Origin of the sequence: Buttiauxella selenatireducens, from assembly GCF_031432975.1 — a bacterium.
GTDB lineage: Bacteria > Pseudomonadota > Gammaproteobacteria > Enterobacterales > Enterobacteriaceae > Buttiauxella > Buttiauxella selenatireducens.
In genome coordinates this window covers 4,536,408-4,551,063 of sequence record NZ_CP133838.1, presented here as the reverse complement: position 1 = coordinate 4,551,063, position 14,656 = coordinate 4,536,408, and the positions used below count along the sequence as shown (strand labels likewise).

Sequence of the window (14,656 nt, the reverse complement as noted above, 5' to 3'; positions counted from 1 at the left end):
TTAGGATTTCAGGAAAAGATTAACCGATGCGAATATTTTCGTTGAGCACGCGCGTCAGCCAGCTACTGGCGTTGTCTTCTTCTTCTTGTTGGGCGATGACGTAACCCTGTGGCAGTGTTCTGTACAATACGACTTTTGCGGCTTCACTTTGCGCAGTTGAATCAAACTTGATCAATAAAGAGTTGTTTTCAGGGGTAATGCTTTTGAAGCGGATCCCGTTGGCATCAAGATGATGCCAGACAAAAAAGCCATCAGGCATGCTGATACCTTGTTGGCTGGAGCGGATTTCCAGAGTTGATTCAGTGCGTTGCATTCCAGACCATATCAATATGGCGGCGATAGCAACAACACCGATCAGCGTCGTGGCCCGCAGGCCACGAAAAAAGTGTGTTTTCATCGTTATCCCTCTTAACTGCGGCTACCGTATTTTTTACGCCAAAGCACAATCAACGAACCGATCAGGCCGAATACCAGCAACACGACGGGTAACAGCATCAGGCAGGACATCAATGCATCTTCATATTTCAGGAATACAGGCGTTTTGCCGAGCAGATATCCCAACGTGGTCAAAATCAGAACCCATAACAATCCACTCATCCAGTTGAAAAACTGGAAGCGTGCATTATTCAGACCTGATAAACCGGCAATAGTGGGTAGCAGGGTACGAACAAAAGCAATAAAACGGCCAATCAGTAACGCAGACAAGCCATGTTTATGGAATAAGTTGTGCGCGCGTTGATGATAGTGAGCAGGGAGGTGGGAAAGCCAATTCTGCACTATGCGCGTGTTTCCTAGCCAGCGTCCTTGAATATAACTGAGCCAACACCCGAGGCTTGCGGCGGTGGTTAACAGGATGACGGTTTCTGGAAAACCCATTGCCCCTTTGGCAATCAGGACACCGACCAAAACCAACAAACTGTCACCAGGCAAGAAAGCTGCTGGAAGCAGGCCATTTTCAAGGAATAAAATCATGAATAATACGAAGTAAAGCATGCCAATCATTCCTGGATTGGCGAGCGTTTCAAAATCCTGGTTCCATAGAGCGTTCAATAATTGCGTGAAAAGTTCCATTCAGTGTTCCTGGTACATCGGTTATGACCGCTGAGCAAAGTCAGATTGGTGAAGCACGGCATTATTTGTGTTGTTTTAATGTGCTGTTGCCGATTGCAACCCACCGCTTATTACCCGAACAGGCTACAGTTCCGTTTTAACGTGTTCCGGTAGGTGAAAAACAAAGCTTACACCGACAGTGAAATTGCATCTAATTGTAACAAAGCTCTGTGTGAGGCGTCACAGTATTTATGCTTTGCCGAGGGTTGATTTTGATGACTCACTGAGGTGCTGGCGAGGGTATTTACAAACGCTGACACTATTGGTTGGTTTGCTTACCCTCGCGGGAGAAAATGGCTATTTTTGCCCGTTTGTTGCGGTATCGAGATGAATCACCGGATTATCAGCAAACAAATAACGATCAGCATTAAATTCGAAATCATCGCTGGTCGCATCAAATAACATTTGCTTTGTGTTTTCAAGGTGTTGCCACATCGCCAGTTTAGCGGCATGCGGGTCTTTACGAATCAACGCTTTAAGGATCTGGTCGTGATCGTCACACCAGTTGTCAGCGGTGCGTTTATCAATATGCTCATGCAGTTTCTTCCAGTATGGGTTGTGGATACGTTGGCTCCACATTTTTTCCACGATGGCGGCGAGGGCGCTATTTTGCGAAGCGAGAGCAACCTGAGTGTGGAAATGAAGGTCCCATTCTGAATCCTGGAAATTGTGCTCATTACGCGCCATTTCCTGAATTTCCATGAGTTTGACGATATCTTGCTTGGTGACTTGAGTCGCCGCAAATTCAGCGATATTGCTCTCAATCAGTTGGCGAGCTTGCAGCAGTTCAAACGGACCAAAATTTGCGAATTCAAACTGTTCATCTGGAAGCGTGGTGTATTTCGCCTGATTGGCAATGACATGGATGCCGGAGCCTTTGCGTACTTCGACGTATCCTTCGACTTCTAGCATGATAATGGCTTCACGAACCACAGTGCGGCTCACGTTCTTTTCTTCAGCAATAAAGCGCTCGGCCGGGAGTTTTTCACCAACCAAATACACACCGTTTTCGATGCGTTGTTTAAGCTCAGCAGCCAATTGCTGATAAAGACGACGTGGTTCCATAATATCCATCTGTAGCTCCGGGAAAGATCCTGCGGTTAACCTTATTTGTTATACCACTTTTCAAAGTTAGGCTCCATATTCCAGATACACAAAAGCCGCCAATTAGGCGGCTTTTAATGCTAACTGAAACGCCGATTAAGCTAGCGCTTGCTTCGGTTTTTGCGGGTCTTCCAACTCACTGATGGGTTTGTTTTGCAGTACGGTCCAGATAACGATAGCGCCGAGGATATCGAACACCGCCAGAGCAGCAAACAGTGGGCTGAAGCCAATGGTATCTGCCAACGCACCCACCACCAGAGCAAACATGGTGCTTGCAGTCCAGGCCGCCATACCGGTCAGGCCATTCGCTGTTGCCACTTCGTTACGACCAAACACGTCAGAAGACAGTGTAATCAGTGCGCCAGACAGTGATTGGTGCGCAAAGCCACCAACACACAGCAGAGCGATTGCAACGTACGGACTGGTGAACAGACCGATGGTACCTGGAGCAATCATCAGAATTGCACCCATGGTCACCACCAGTTTGCGAGAAACAATCAGGTTTACGCCGAATACGCGTTGGAACAGCGGTGGCAGGTAGCCGCCGACGATACAGCCAAGGTCAGCAAACAGCATTGGCATCCAGGCAAACATCGCAATGTGTTTCAGGTCAAAGCCGTACACTTTAAACATGAACAATGGGATCCACGCGTTGAAAGTACCCCATGCAGGTTCAGCCAGGAAACGTGGCAGAGCAATCCCCCAGAACTGGCGGTTCTGCACGATTTTCCAGGCGCTCATTTTTTTGCTGTTGTTGGTCTGGTGTTGAGCTTCCTGACCGCCAATGATGTACTCACGTTCTTCATCGGACAGTTTTTTCTGGTCACGTGGGTGTTTGTAGAACACCAACCATGCCATTGCCCATGCAAAGCTCAGCACGCCAGAGATGATGAATGCCATCTGCCAGCTGTGCATCACAATCGCCCACACGACTAATGGTGGAGCAATCATGCCGCCGATAGAAGAACCCACGTTGAAGTAACCCACTGCGATTGAACGCTCTTTAGCCGGGAACCATTCGCTACTGGCTTTCAGACCTGCAGGAATCATAGCGGCTTCAGCAGCACCAACGGCACCACGCGCGATGGCCAGGCCACCCCAGCTTCCCGCGAGTGCAGTTGCACCACAGAAAATTGCCCATGCGACAGCGAAGAAGGCGTAGCCAACTTTAGTACCCAGTACATCCAGCGCGTAACCAGCAACAGGCTGCATAATGGTATAGGCAGCCGAATAGGCTGCGATAATGTAGGAATATTGCTGAGTGGAAATATGCAGCTCTTGCATCAGGGTTGGCGCAGCTGCTGCAATGGTATTACGTGTCAGATAACCCAGTATGGTGCCCATGGTAACCAGGGCAATCATGTACCAGCGCAAGCCTTTAATCTTTCGCATTTTGAATTTCATCCCGTCTTATAGACAACCGCACATTGTGTGGTTGCACGTCCGGCATTGCTGCCAGAACGCGTGTTCTGTTTGAGGGTTCATATCCGGGGGTATCACCCGGTACGACCCCGTACCTTGCCATAAAAAATAAAGTGTCAGTGGCAGCTTCGGCTTCCGTACCGTGATGCGCTGTTCGTGAAACCAGCGTCTGATGTAATTCCATTACTTTTGTATTGCGACGGCAGAAAGATAACTTGTCATACAGCTTTAAAAGTTGAGTGATATCACAAAAGTGTCGATCTGCTCACTCCAAGGTGGTAGGGCCTTGTAGGCCAGAAGTGGCGCGGGGTATAGGTTATTTTTAAACAGAATATTAACAATGAAAGTGTGGTTTTTGTGACGAGCGCCTCAAAAATCCACTCGGTCTCTGGAAATTGGTGTGATAACTTTATTTGCATTATGCGCAAGCATCGAACTGCTATGAACAGAGGAACCCTACAATGGCCCAGTTTATGACTGAAGATTTTTTGCTGGATACCGAATTTGCTCGCCGTTTGTATCATGAGTTTGCAGCCGATCAGCCAATTTTTGACTATCACTGCCACTTACCCCCACAGCAAGTTGCCGAAGATTACCGCTTTAAAAACCTGTATGACATCTGGTTAAAAGGTGAACACTATAAGTGGCGCGGTATGCGTGCAAACGGTGTGGAAGAGCGTCTTTGTACGGGTGACGCGACTGACCGCGAGAAATTCGATGCCTGGGCTGCAACGGTTCCTCACACTATCGGTAACCCTCTTTACCACTGGACTCATCTCGAACTGCGTCGTCCGTTCGGCATCACCGGCAAACTGCTGTCTCCAACCACCGCTGATGAAATCTGGAACGAATGTAACGAGTTGCTGACCCAGGATAACTTCTCTGCACGTGGCATCATGAAGCAGATGAATGTGAAAATGGTGGGTACGACTGATGATCCTATCGACGATCTGCGTTTCCATCGCCAAATCGCACTCGACGCTTTTGAAACCAAAGTGCTGCCGAGCTGGCGCCCGGATAAAGCGTTCAATATCGAACAAGAAACCTTTGCTGAATACATGGGCAAGCTGGCTGAAGTGTCTGATACCGACATCCGTCGTTTCAGTGACCTGCAAGCGGCGCTGAGCAAGCGTCTGGACCACTTCGCAGAACATGGCTGTAAAGTTTCTGACCACGCATTAGACGTGGTGCTGTTTGCCGAAGCAGACGAACCGACTCTTGATGGCATTCTGGCTCGTCGTCTTTCAGGTGTTGCCCCAACCGAGCACGAAGTTGCTCAGTTCAAAACGGCGGTTCTGGTGTGGCTGGCTGCGGAATACACCCGTCGTGGTTGGGTTCAGCAATATCACATTGGCGCGTTGCGCAATAACAACCTGCGTCAGTTCAAACTGCTGGGACCTGATGTGGGCTTTGACTCCATCAACGACCGTCCAATGGCTGAAGAACTTTCTCGCCTGCTCAGCAAGCAGAACGAAAACAACGAACTGCCAAAAACCATCCTTTACTGCCTGAACCCGCGCGATAACGAAGTGCTGGGCACCATGATTGGTAATTTCCAGGGCGAAGGGATGCCAGGAAAAATGCAGTTTGGTTCCGGTTGGTGGTTCAACGACCAGAAAGATGGCATGGAGCGTCAAATGACGCAGCTGGCGCAATTGGGTCTGTTAAGCCGCTTTGTGGGCATGCTGACTGATAGCCGTAGCTTCCTGTCATATACCCGCCATGAATATTTCCGCCGCATCCTGTGCCAGATGATTGGTCGTTGGGTTGAAGCGGGCGAAGCGCCAGCTGATATCCAGTTGCTGGGCAAAATGGTGGAAAACATCTGCTTTAACAATGCCCGAGACTACTTTGGCATTGAACTGAACTAATCAGGCTCTGAGGTTGATATGCAATACATCAAGATCCATACGCAAGATAACGTCGCTGTTGCGTTAGTGGACCTGGCTGAAGGTGACGTCGTTACCGTTGAAGGCACAGAAATTACCCTGCGCCAGCCAGTGCTGCGCGGCCACAAATTTGCGCTCGGCACCCTTGCGCAGGGCGAGAATGTGGTGAAGTACGGTTTGCCGATTGGCCACGCGTTGGCCACTATTGAGGCCGGTGAGCACATTCACTCACACAACGCGCGTACGAATCTGAGCGATTTGGATGAGTATCGCTATCAACCTGATTTCCAGGCTCTGGGAAGCCAGGCCGCAGACCGCGAAGTGAGCGTTTATCGTCGCGACAACGGAACTGTGGGTGTACGTAATGAGTTGTGGATCCTGCCAACCGTGGGCTGTGTAAATGGCATCGCGCGTCAGATCCAGAACCGTTTTCTGAAGCAGAATAATGACGCCGAAGATATCGATGGTGTCTTCTTGTTCAGCCACCCGTTCGGTTGTTCGCAGTTGGGTGAAGATCACATCAACACCCGCACTATGCTGCAAAACATGGTGCATCATCCAAATGCGGGTGCAGTGCTGGTGATTGGCCTGGGTTGTGAAAACAACCAGGTGAGTGCCTTCCGCGAAACGCTGGGTGAATACGATGCTTCTCGCGTTCACTTCATGGTTTGCCAGCAGCAAGATGACGAAGTGGAAGCCGGGCTTGAGCAGTTGCAAGAGCTGTATGAAGTGATGCGCCATGACAAGCGTGAACCTGGCAAAATCAGCGAGCTCAAATTCGGCCTTGAGTGCGGTGGTTCAGACGGTTTGTCCGGTATTACGGCCAACCCAATGCTGGGGCGTTTCTCAGACTATATGGTGGCGAACGGCGGTACGACTGTGCTGACGGAAGTCCCGGAAATGTTTGGTGCAGAACGCATTCTGATGAGTCATTGCCGCGACGAAGCCACGTTTGAAAAAACCGTCACCATGGTGAACGACTTCAAACAATACTTCATCGAACACAACCAGCCTATTTATGAGAACCCATCACCAGGGAACAAAGCTGGCGGTATCACCACGCTCGAAGAAAAATCTCTCGGCTGCACGCAAAAAGCCGGTGAGAGCGAGGTTGTTGATGTCCTGCGCTATGGCGAGCGTCTGAAAACGCCAGGCCTGAATCTGTTAAGCGCACCAGGTAACGATGCCGTTGCCACCAGTGCCCTTGCCGGAGCAGGTTGCCACATGGTGCTGTTCAGCACCGGGCGTGGAACGCCATACGGCGGTTTTGTGCCAACTGTTAAAATCGCGACCAACAGTGAACTGGCGACCAAAAAGCCGCACTGGATTGATTTTGACGCGGGAAAACTGCTGCACGGTAGCGACATGAACACCTTGCTAACCGAGTTTATCGACACCATTGTGGAGATCGCGAACGGTAAAAAAACGTGTAACGAACGCAATGATTTCCGCGAGTTGGCGATCTTTAAAAGCGGCGTCACGTTGTAAATAGCCCGTCAGGTGTTAACATGAAACGGCATTTTGATTTTTGAAATGCCGTTTTTTTTCGCCTCGTTTTTACTCTCAAGGATTCGTCATGACCGCGTATTGGGTTGCCCAGGGCGTCGGCGTTCTCGCCTTTGTGGTTGGCATTACCACGTTCATTAATCGTGATGAACGGCGTTTCAAGCTACAACTGGCGGGTTACAGCGCCATTATCGGCATTCACTTCTTTTTGATGGGGGCAAGCCCAGCGGGCATGAGTGCGGAGCTCAACGCTCTGCGAACCGTTATCTCTCTGCGCACGCGAAGCCTGTGGGTGATGGGGATTTTCATCGCGCTGACGTTGGGATTGGGCTTGGCTAAATTTAACCATGCGATGGAATTACTGCCGATTGCCGGGACGGTTGCCAGTACCTGGGCGTTATTCCGCTGCAAAGGGTTAACGACGCGCTGCGTGATGTGGTGCTCCACTGCTTGTTGGGTAACGCATAACTTCTGGTTGGGCTCGATTGGCGGCACGTTAATCGAAGGGAGTTTTTTGGTGATGAATGGCTTGAACATCATTCGTTTCTGGCGAATGCAAAGGCGGGGAATTGATCCGTTTAAAGTCGAAAAAGAAGTGCAACAGCAGGAGTAAAACTCCCTGCCTCGAAAGACAGGGAGCTTGAAGCATTAACCGCGTAACGGGTTATTATCAGCCAGGCGTGCATCTTCTGCCTGGCAAGCCGCCGCAGTAAACAGTACGTCGGTTGAGGAGTTCAGTGCGGTTTCGCATGAATCCTGCAACACGCCGATGATGAAACCAACCGCAACCACCTGCATGGCAATCTCATTTGGGATACCAAACATGCCGCAAGCCAGTGGGATCAGCAGCAGAGAACCACCCGCCACACCAGATGCCCCGCAAGCACACAGCGACGCCACCACGCTCAACAGCAGCGCGGTTGGCAAGTCTACCGGTACACCCAGCGTATTAACCGCAGCCAGCGTCAGAACGGTAATGGTGATCGCCGCGCCCGCCATGTTAATGGTTGCGCCCAGCGGGATAGATACGGAATAGGTATCGCGGTCAAGATTCAGCTTTTCACACATCGCCATGTTTACGGGAATGTTAGCTGCAGAACTACGGGTGAAGAAGGCCGTTACGCCACTTTCACGCAGGCAAGCAAACACCAGCGGGTAAGGGTTGCGGCGAATCTTCACGAACACCAGCAGCGGGTTGATTACCAACGCCACGCCGAACATACAGCCCACCAGGACCAGCAGCAACTGTGCATAGCTCCACAGCGTTTCAAAGCCGGTGGTTGCAAGTGTTGATGCTACCAGACCGAAAATACCGATAGGGGCAAAACGAATCACCACTTTAACCATGAAAGTCACCGCATCGGAGACATCATTAATCAGGTTTTTAGTGGTTTCATTGCCGTGACGCAGCGCGAAGCCCAGACCCACAGCCCACACCAGAATACCGATGTAGTTTGCGTTTAGCAGCGCGTTGATTGGGTTAGCAACCATGCTCAGGAGCAAGTCGCGCAGAACTTCCACAATACCTGATGGCGGAGTGATATCGGTTGCGCCAGTCACCAGATGCAGTGTGGAAGGGAACAGGAAGCTGACCACAACTGCGGTTAACGCAGCGGTAAACGTTCCCAGAAGATAGAGGACCAGAATCGGGCGAATACTGGTTTTCTGACCGTGCTTATGGTTGGTGATTGACGCCATTACCAGCATCAGAACCAGCACCGGCGCAACGGCCTTCAGTGCACCAACGAACAATGTGCCGAGTAAACCCGCGGCAACGGCTGCGGGTTTTGAAACTGCTGCCAGCGCGATACCCAGCACCAACCCAATGAGAATTTGTTTGACCAGACTGCCTTGCGCCAGCCGTTTGATAAGACCTGGAGATTGTATTGCCATGGATAACCTTCCTGTTTTGTATGTCGTCCCATCCCAATCTGTACTCTGAGGCACTTTACTGACCGGATGTAATAAATGCGTTTGCCTGGTGGAGTATAAGGAAATGTCGCGGGGTAGTAAGTGGTAATCACTGATAATTACGGTATGGGCTAGATTTTATAACTATGTGTTAACAAATATGTGACATTAGCAACAAATTGCTCAGTAAATGCATTGTCGCTAATTGACTTGCCAAAATAGCGCGTCACCAAAAGAAAACCCCGCCGAAGCGGGGCTGGAGTCTGTCGATTTTAATCGGTCGGAGAAGCGTAACGCCATCCAGCAAAACACGCAGAATGGCGGGGTATTACTTCGCCAGTTTCTTCTGATCGTTACGGTAGTTCACGATAGCGTTGATGATCAGTGTCAACGCCAGAATGCCACCGACCACGCCCAGCGAAATCACGATAGGGATATGATAGAAATCGACAATCATCATCTTCACGCCGATAAATATCAGGATAATCGACAAACCGTACTTCAGCATTGTGAAGCGCTCAGCCACACCTGCTAGCAGGAAGTACATTGCACGCAAACCGAGGATCGCAAACAGGTTTGATGTCAGCACGATGAACGGGTCAGTCGTTACCGCGAAGATAGCAGGGATACTGTCGACTGCGAAAATCACGTCACTCAGCTCAACCAGAATCAATACCAACAGCAAAGGCGTTGCGAACAGCACACCATTTTTACGGGTGAAGAATTTTTCTCCTTCGATTTTATCCGTCATGCGCAGGTGGCCGCGAATCCAGCGTACTAACGGTTTATCACCAATGCCGCCTTCATCTTCCCTTGAGAACGCCATCTTAATACCGGTGAACAGCAGGAAGGCACCGAACACATACAGCAGCCACTCAAACTGGGCAATCAACCAGCTACCCGCGAAGATCATGATGGTACGCAGCACAATCGCGCCCAGCACACCGTAAACCAGCACACGGCGTTGCAAAGCGGCAGGAACTGCGAAGTAGCTGAACAACATCAGCCAGACAAAAACGTTATCCACCGCGAGGGATTTTTCAATCAGATAGCCGGTGAGGAAGGCGAGAGCCTGAGCGTCTGCGACTTCACGGCCAGATGTTCCGGTGAGATACCACCAGAATGCCGCATTAAACAGCAGCGAAAGCGTAACCCAAACCAGGGACCAAACCGCCGCCTGCTTCATGGTCATGGTGTGTGAGCCTTTACGACCCTGAAGCAGCAGGTCGATGGCCAACATGATAAGGACCACGACAGCAAAACTGCCCCACAGTAATGGAGTACCGACACTATTCATAAAAGGGTTTCCTTCAAACAAAACAAAAACGGCCAACGTCGGAAGACGCCAGCCGCTAATGCTTGCAACAGGGATCTCGCCTTCCGGCAAGGTCTCACTTACAACATATATACATGACATATATATGTTGCCCGGTAACCGGGTGTTTGTTTTTTAAACACCGTAATGACGATTAACCGACGAAGAAGTTACTCCCCTTTGCGGGCGGGAAATTATTATATCTGACACATTTCGTCAACATTCCACCCTTCGGTTTACACAGCTTTACGCCGGTATATCATGCTGGTGAATGTGCAGACACTTCATCCGCTGGGAATTTCACGCCAGTCTGCGCACGGATTTCCGTACTCAGCGCTGCAGTGATGCGCGACGTGACTAAACCTGGATGATTCACTTCATTGCCGGCAACCAAACGAGCAAAGACTTCGGCTTCATAAAGCATAGTATTGATATGCTGCGGCAGCGTCAGATCCTGCGGTTTTCCACCACGCGGTATAAAGGTGATTCGCTGGCATTCGGAGATTTTCTCGATAACCAGTGAGCCGGCCTCGCCCTGAATTTCGCTAGGGGTCACTGAATCGCTCACTTTGGAATGCAGCAGATTCACGTCAAAATCACCGTAATTCATTTGCACCGAACCGTGAGCATCGACACCACTTTCCAGAAGACTTGCCGTTGCGTGGAGTGATTTAGGTTCGCCCCATAACGCGGCGGCAGAGGCCAGCACGTAAAAACCGATATCCATAATCGAGCCGTTCGAGAACGCCGGATTAAAGGTATTTGGGTTTTCACCGTCCAGATAACGCTGATAGCGCGAAGAGTACTGGCAATAGCTGAGCAGCGCTTTACGGATCTTGCCCACTTTTGGCAACGCTTGCTGCAGGGCGATAAAGTTCGGCAAACTGGCTGTTTTAAATGCCTCAAACAACACCACCTGGTTTTCGCGAGCGCAGGCAATCGCCTTTTCCACTTCATATAAATTAGATGCGAGTGGCTTCTCACAAATCACATGCTTTTTATGGCTTAAAAACAGCAGCGTTTGTGGAGAATGCAGGGAATTCGGGCTGGCGATGTAAACCGCATCTATCGCGTCGCTTTTCGCCATCGCCTCAAGATCGGTAAAAAGATGTTCCACCGGATAGTCGCTGGCGAAGGATTGCGCCTGTTCCAACGAGCGGGAGTAGACCGCGGTGAGTTTATATTTGCCACTTTCGTGGGCAGCATCGACGAACTGACGTGTGATCCAGTTAGTTCCAATAACAGCGAGGCGTATCATAAACGGGTGCTATCTCCGAAGGCGGGTTATGTTTGAAAGACTATCACGATGTAAGGGGAAAACCAGTGGTGGCTAGCGTTTTCTGAGAAGTGCATTCAGCCATATTTCATCTCGCTCAGGACGGTTGTCTTGCGTCGTCCACAGCGTTTCTATTTCGACTTCTGGTGTGGTTTCCAGTAATGCACCGAGACTTGCTTCGTTCATATCCGTAAATAGGCGCCCATCCTTCTCGCGCTCACTGTCGCCATACTTAAATGACACATACCAGACGCCACCTGGTTTAAGTGCATTTGCTAGTTTCTGCATCACTGACGGTAATTCCTGCGAGGGAACGTGCAGTAGGGAGGCACAACACCAGATTCCGTCGTAATGTTGCTGAGTATCCACTTCTGCAAACGTCATCTGCTGAACAGATAAACCCGTGTGTTGGCTTGCTAAAGCCACCATCTCTGACGAGGCATCAAATGCTTCAACCTGATAACCCATTTCAATGAATGCTTTAGAATCGCGCCCGGAACCGCAACCAGCGTCCAGAACTTGTGAGCCTGGCAGCAAAAGGCGAGTAAAAGATTCGTACAGCGAAGACATATCGACATTCACCGTACCATTGAAAAAGACCTGTGCGTTGTTTTGGTAATAATTCAGCGTCATCAGAATGTTGCCTCGCCTTCTGCTTTTGGTTCCCAGATGTGGAACAGAATGTTGTTTTTTGCTCTCGCCCAGTTACTTTCAAGAAAATCTATCCGCTGCGCAGGTTGTGTGCCAGTCTGATTCACAATAGTTTCATGCAGTGGAAGCTTACTTTGAATAAAGTACTCATTGCGAATGTGAAGCCGCTGCAATAGTTTGCGGCTCGGCAAATGCGAGGATTTGCCGGCTTTGCCCCGGTTACAGCATTGGCAAGATAGAACCAGATTCCACACGCCATTGATATTGGCGACCTCATCGCGTGCTTTCCACGGAATAAAGTGGTCTACATCTGCCAGTTCGGTGTCAGCTGGTACCAGGCTGATCGGTTTAAAGCAATAGAAGCAACGCCCTTTCTGATAACCATTAAGGCTATCCCGACAGCTAGTGATATTCACCCGACGTGTATTAACGTGGCTAAACAGAAGCTTCTCTTGCTCGTCAAACTCTATCGCAACCAAATTACGGGAAACGCCCATCGCCCAGGCTTGCTCAACCAGATTCCAGCGCGCATTCGTTTCAAAGGCCAGGTTCTGGTATTGCTGACGCTCGCTCAATTGATAGAAGTTATCGGTGATGCGAATCCCCTTATGAGTTTTTCGCTCATCAAGGAAAAAGCGTTTCTCAATCTCACCCGCGTTCACATTATGGAAAGCATCAATCACATTGTTAAACCCGAGGCGAATCGTGGTTTCTGTTAACGTATCTTGCGTGAGCTCACCGTTATTAAATTGCACGCAGGTATCCAGAAACTGGCTACCGCGCGATGTGATTTGCTTTGGTGCATGCAATAGATGCTGGCAAAGGTGGCGGCTGAATGGAACGGCAAGTTCCTCAAGCGTAACCAGATCGCTACCGGATTTATCAACCTCATACAAAGCATGCGCGAGAGCAAATTTGTAAGATGCGACGTTTCTTCCAAAAAGGATCACTCCACGCCAGTAGTTCTCAAGCGTAGGGTCAGCCTGATAAAAATCCATTCGCGTTTTCTCGTTTCGGTTTGGAAATGCAGAAGGGGAGATGGGTTAATGAAACCCGTAACGAGATCTCATAACAAATGAAAGGTGATGTAAACCTTGGAACGATAGATTTAGTGAATTTGTGAAGTGGGGCTGGAAGCGCAGAAACGACAGAGCAGAAACGGCAGAAAAGGGCAACGAATTGATGGTGCGCTGATTTTTTCAGCACTCAGCACGCAGAAGGTAGAATGGGGCTTGCAAAGCGGCGTGTGACAGATATAATCCTCAACGTTTTCCGCATACCTCTTCGTGCCGAAGTGGCGAAATCGGTAGACGCAGTTGATTCAAAATCAACCGTAGAGATACGTGCCGGTTCGAGTCCGGCCTTCGGCACCATCTGATATGCAAATTTAGCCGCTCACGAGCGGCTTTTTTTGTGATTTTTTTCCGTGAATGTTCTCACATCTTTGATTTAGTACGGCTAATTTTTATCCTCACTTGTATTATATAAGGGAAAGTAGAAATGCCTTATGATTTGTCCTCTCGATTAGTAATAGGTTTAGCTTCCAGTGCTCTTTTTGATCTCGAGGAGTCGGATGAAATATTTAGAACAAAGGGAGAAGAGGAATATCGAAAATTTCAGAGAGAAAATCAAGATGTATTGTTAAGTAAAGGGGTTGCATTCCCATTTATCAGAAGGTTGTTAAGTCTAAATAATATTAATCCAACAAGCCCTCCGGTCGAAGTTATATTATTATCGCGAAATGATCCTGATACCGGCCTGCGCGTTATGAACTCTATAGAAAGCTATGGTTTAAGTATAACGCGAGCGCTTTTCTTGCAAGGGCGATCGCCCCATAAATATATACCAGCTTTAGATATAGAGTTATTCCTTTCTGCAAATTCACAGGATGTTAATCAAGCTGTAATGGCAGGTTACCCTGCTGGGCAGATCTTGAAAGGAAATATAAAGGACGATGTTCTAGACCGCGAATTGAGAATTGCTTTTGACTTCGATGGAGTTATTGCTGACGATGAAGCTGAAGCAATATTTCAAGAAAATCGTATTCTAGCAGATTTTCATCACCATGAAGAATCAAAAGTAAATGTTTCACATAATCCAGGTCCTTTAAAAGAGTTTTTAAAACGTATATCTGACATTCAGAAAATGGAAGAGGAGATGGAGGAAAAAGATCCTTCATATCAAAGGATATTACGTATATCAATAGTTACCGCTAGAAATGCTCCTTCGCACAAACGTGTCATTAATACCATGCGTTCTTGGGGGATAAATGTGAATGAGGCATTCTTTATGGGAGGAGTGGAAAAGAGTAAAATTCTTGGCATAATGAAGCCGCACATGTTTTTTGATGATCAACGCCTTCATTTGGATGCTTCTGCGTCTGTACTTCCTTCTGTACATATACCATTTGGTGTGACTAACAGAGCGAAGTAATACTTGAATGCTGACAATTATAGCTACATTTTTATAATG

13 protein-coding genes and 1 tRNA gene are annotated in these 14,656 nt (G+C 48.9%); 5 read left to right on the top strand and 9 right to left on the bottom strand.

Annotated elements, in window-relative coordinates; translation table 11 throughout:
- Positions 1–19: 19 nt before the first annotated feature.
- From mzrA to RHD99_RS20785, 4 genes are all read right to left on the bottom strand, one after another.
- On the bottom strand, positions 20–397 hold the full coding sequence (gene mzrA, locus RHD99_RS20800) for an EnvZ/OmpR regulon moderator MzrA (RefSeq protein WP_309876327.1): 378 nt from the start codon (positions 395–397) through the stop codon (positions 20–22).
- 11 nt (positions 398–408) lie between these two features.
- Positions 409–1,071: a DedA family general envelope maintenance protein YqjA gene (yqjA, locus tag RHD99_RS20795; protein WP_183272654.1), complete on the bottom strand. Its 663-nt coding sequence runs from the start codon at positions 1,069–1,071 to the stop codon at positions 409–411.
- Between the two features lie 336 nt (positions 1,072–1,407).
- Positions 1,408–2,184, bottom strand: coding sequence for a transcriptional regulator ExuR (gene exuR / locus RHD99_RS20790; protein WP_183272655.1), 777 nt, complete (start codon positions 2,182–2,184; stop codon positions 1,408–1,410).
- A 126-nt stretch (positions 2,185–2,310) separates the two neighbouring features.
- Positions 2,311–3,606, bottom strand: a complete 1,296-nt coding sequence (locus tag RHD99_RS20785; protein WP_309876326.1) for an MFS transporter — start codon at positions 3,604–3,606, stop codon at positions 2,311–2,313.
- Positions 3,607–4,097: 491 nt separating this feature from the next.
- Between RHD99_RS20785 and uxaC the strand changes: the two genes are divergently transcribed.
- The 3 genes from uxaC (at position 4,098) to RHD99_RS20770 (ending at position 7,644) form a co-directional block, all read left to right on the top strand.
- Complete coding sequence (gene uxaC / locus RHD99_RS20780) at positions 4,098–5,507, top strand: glucuronate isomerase (RefSeq protein WP_309876325.1); 1,410 nt, start codon at positions 4,098–4,100, stop codon at positions 5,505–5,507.
- A gap of 18 nt (positions 5,508–5,525) precedes the next feature.
- A complete protein-coding gene (locus tag RHD99_RS20775) occupies positions 5,526–7,013 on the top strand; it encodes a UxaA family hydrolase (RefSeq protein WP_309876324.1) in 1,488 nt (495 codons plus the stop codon).
- 88 nt (positions 7,014–7,101) lie between these two features.
- On the top strand, positions 7,102–7,644 hold the full coding sequence (locus tag RHD99_RS20770; RefSeq protein WP_270140833.1) for a YgjV family protein: 543 nt from the start codon (positions 7,102–7,104) through the stop codon (positions 7,642–7,644).
- 35 nt (positions 7,645–7,679) lie between these two features.
- Here RHD99_RS20770 and sstT read toward each other — a convergent pair whose 3' ends face one another.
- From sstT to RHD99_RS20745, 5 genes are all read right to left on the bottom strand, one after another.
- Entirely contained in the window at positions 7,680–8,924 is a 1,245-nt protein-coding gene (gene sstT, locus RHD99_RS20765) for a serine/threonine transporter SstT (RefSeq protein ID WP_183272660.1), read from the bottom strand.
- A gap of 346 nt (positions 8,925–9,270) precedes the next feature.
- Positions 9,271–10,239, bottom strand: a complete 969-nt coding sequence (locus tag RHD99_RS20760; protein WP_309876323.1) for a TerC family protein — start codon at positions 10,237–10,239, stop codon at positions 9,271–9,273.
- A gap of 277 nt (positions 10,240–10,516) precedes the next feature.
- Entirely contained in the window at positions 10,517–11,515 is a 999-nt protein-coding gene (locus RHD99_RS20755) for a Gfo/Idh/MocA family protein (protein WP_309876322.1), read from the bottom strand.
- A gap of 72 nt (positions 11,516–11,587) precedes the next feature.
- Positions 11,588–12,166 carry a class I SAM-dependent methyltransferase gene (locus RHD99_RS20750; protein WP_309876321.1) on the bottom strand — a complete coding sequence of 193 codons (579 nt, stop codon included), beginning with the start codon at positions 12,164–12,166 and terminating at the stop codon, positions 11,588–11,590.
- The gene (locus tag RHD99_RS20745) at positions 12,166–13,182 is read right to left on the bottom strand and encodes an HNH endonuclease family protein (protein ID WP_309876320.1); all 1,017 of its coding nucleotides are present in this window, start codon (positions 13,180–13,182) and stop codon (positions 12,166–12,168) included. Before RHD99_RS20745 ends, RHD99_RS20750 begins: the two co-directional genes overlap by 1 nt.
- Positions 13,183–13,472: 290 nt before the next feature.
- Between RHD99_RS20745 and RHD99_RS20740 the strand changes: the two genes are divergently transcribed.
- Together RHD99_RS20740 and RHD99_RS20735 are read left to right on the top strand one after the other, a co-directional pair.
- Positions 13,473–13,557, top strand: a tRNA-Leu gene (locus RHD99_RS20740).
- Positions 13,558–13,684: 127 nt separating this feature from the next.
- The gene (locus RHD99_RS20735) at positions 13,685–14,617 is read left to right on the top strand and encodes a 5'-nucleotidase (RefSeq protein WP_309876319.1); all 933 of its coding nucleotides are present in this window, start codon (positions 13,685–13,687) and stop codon (positions 14,615–14,617) included.
- Positions 14,618–14,656: the final 39 nt, after the last annotated feature.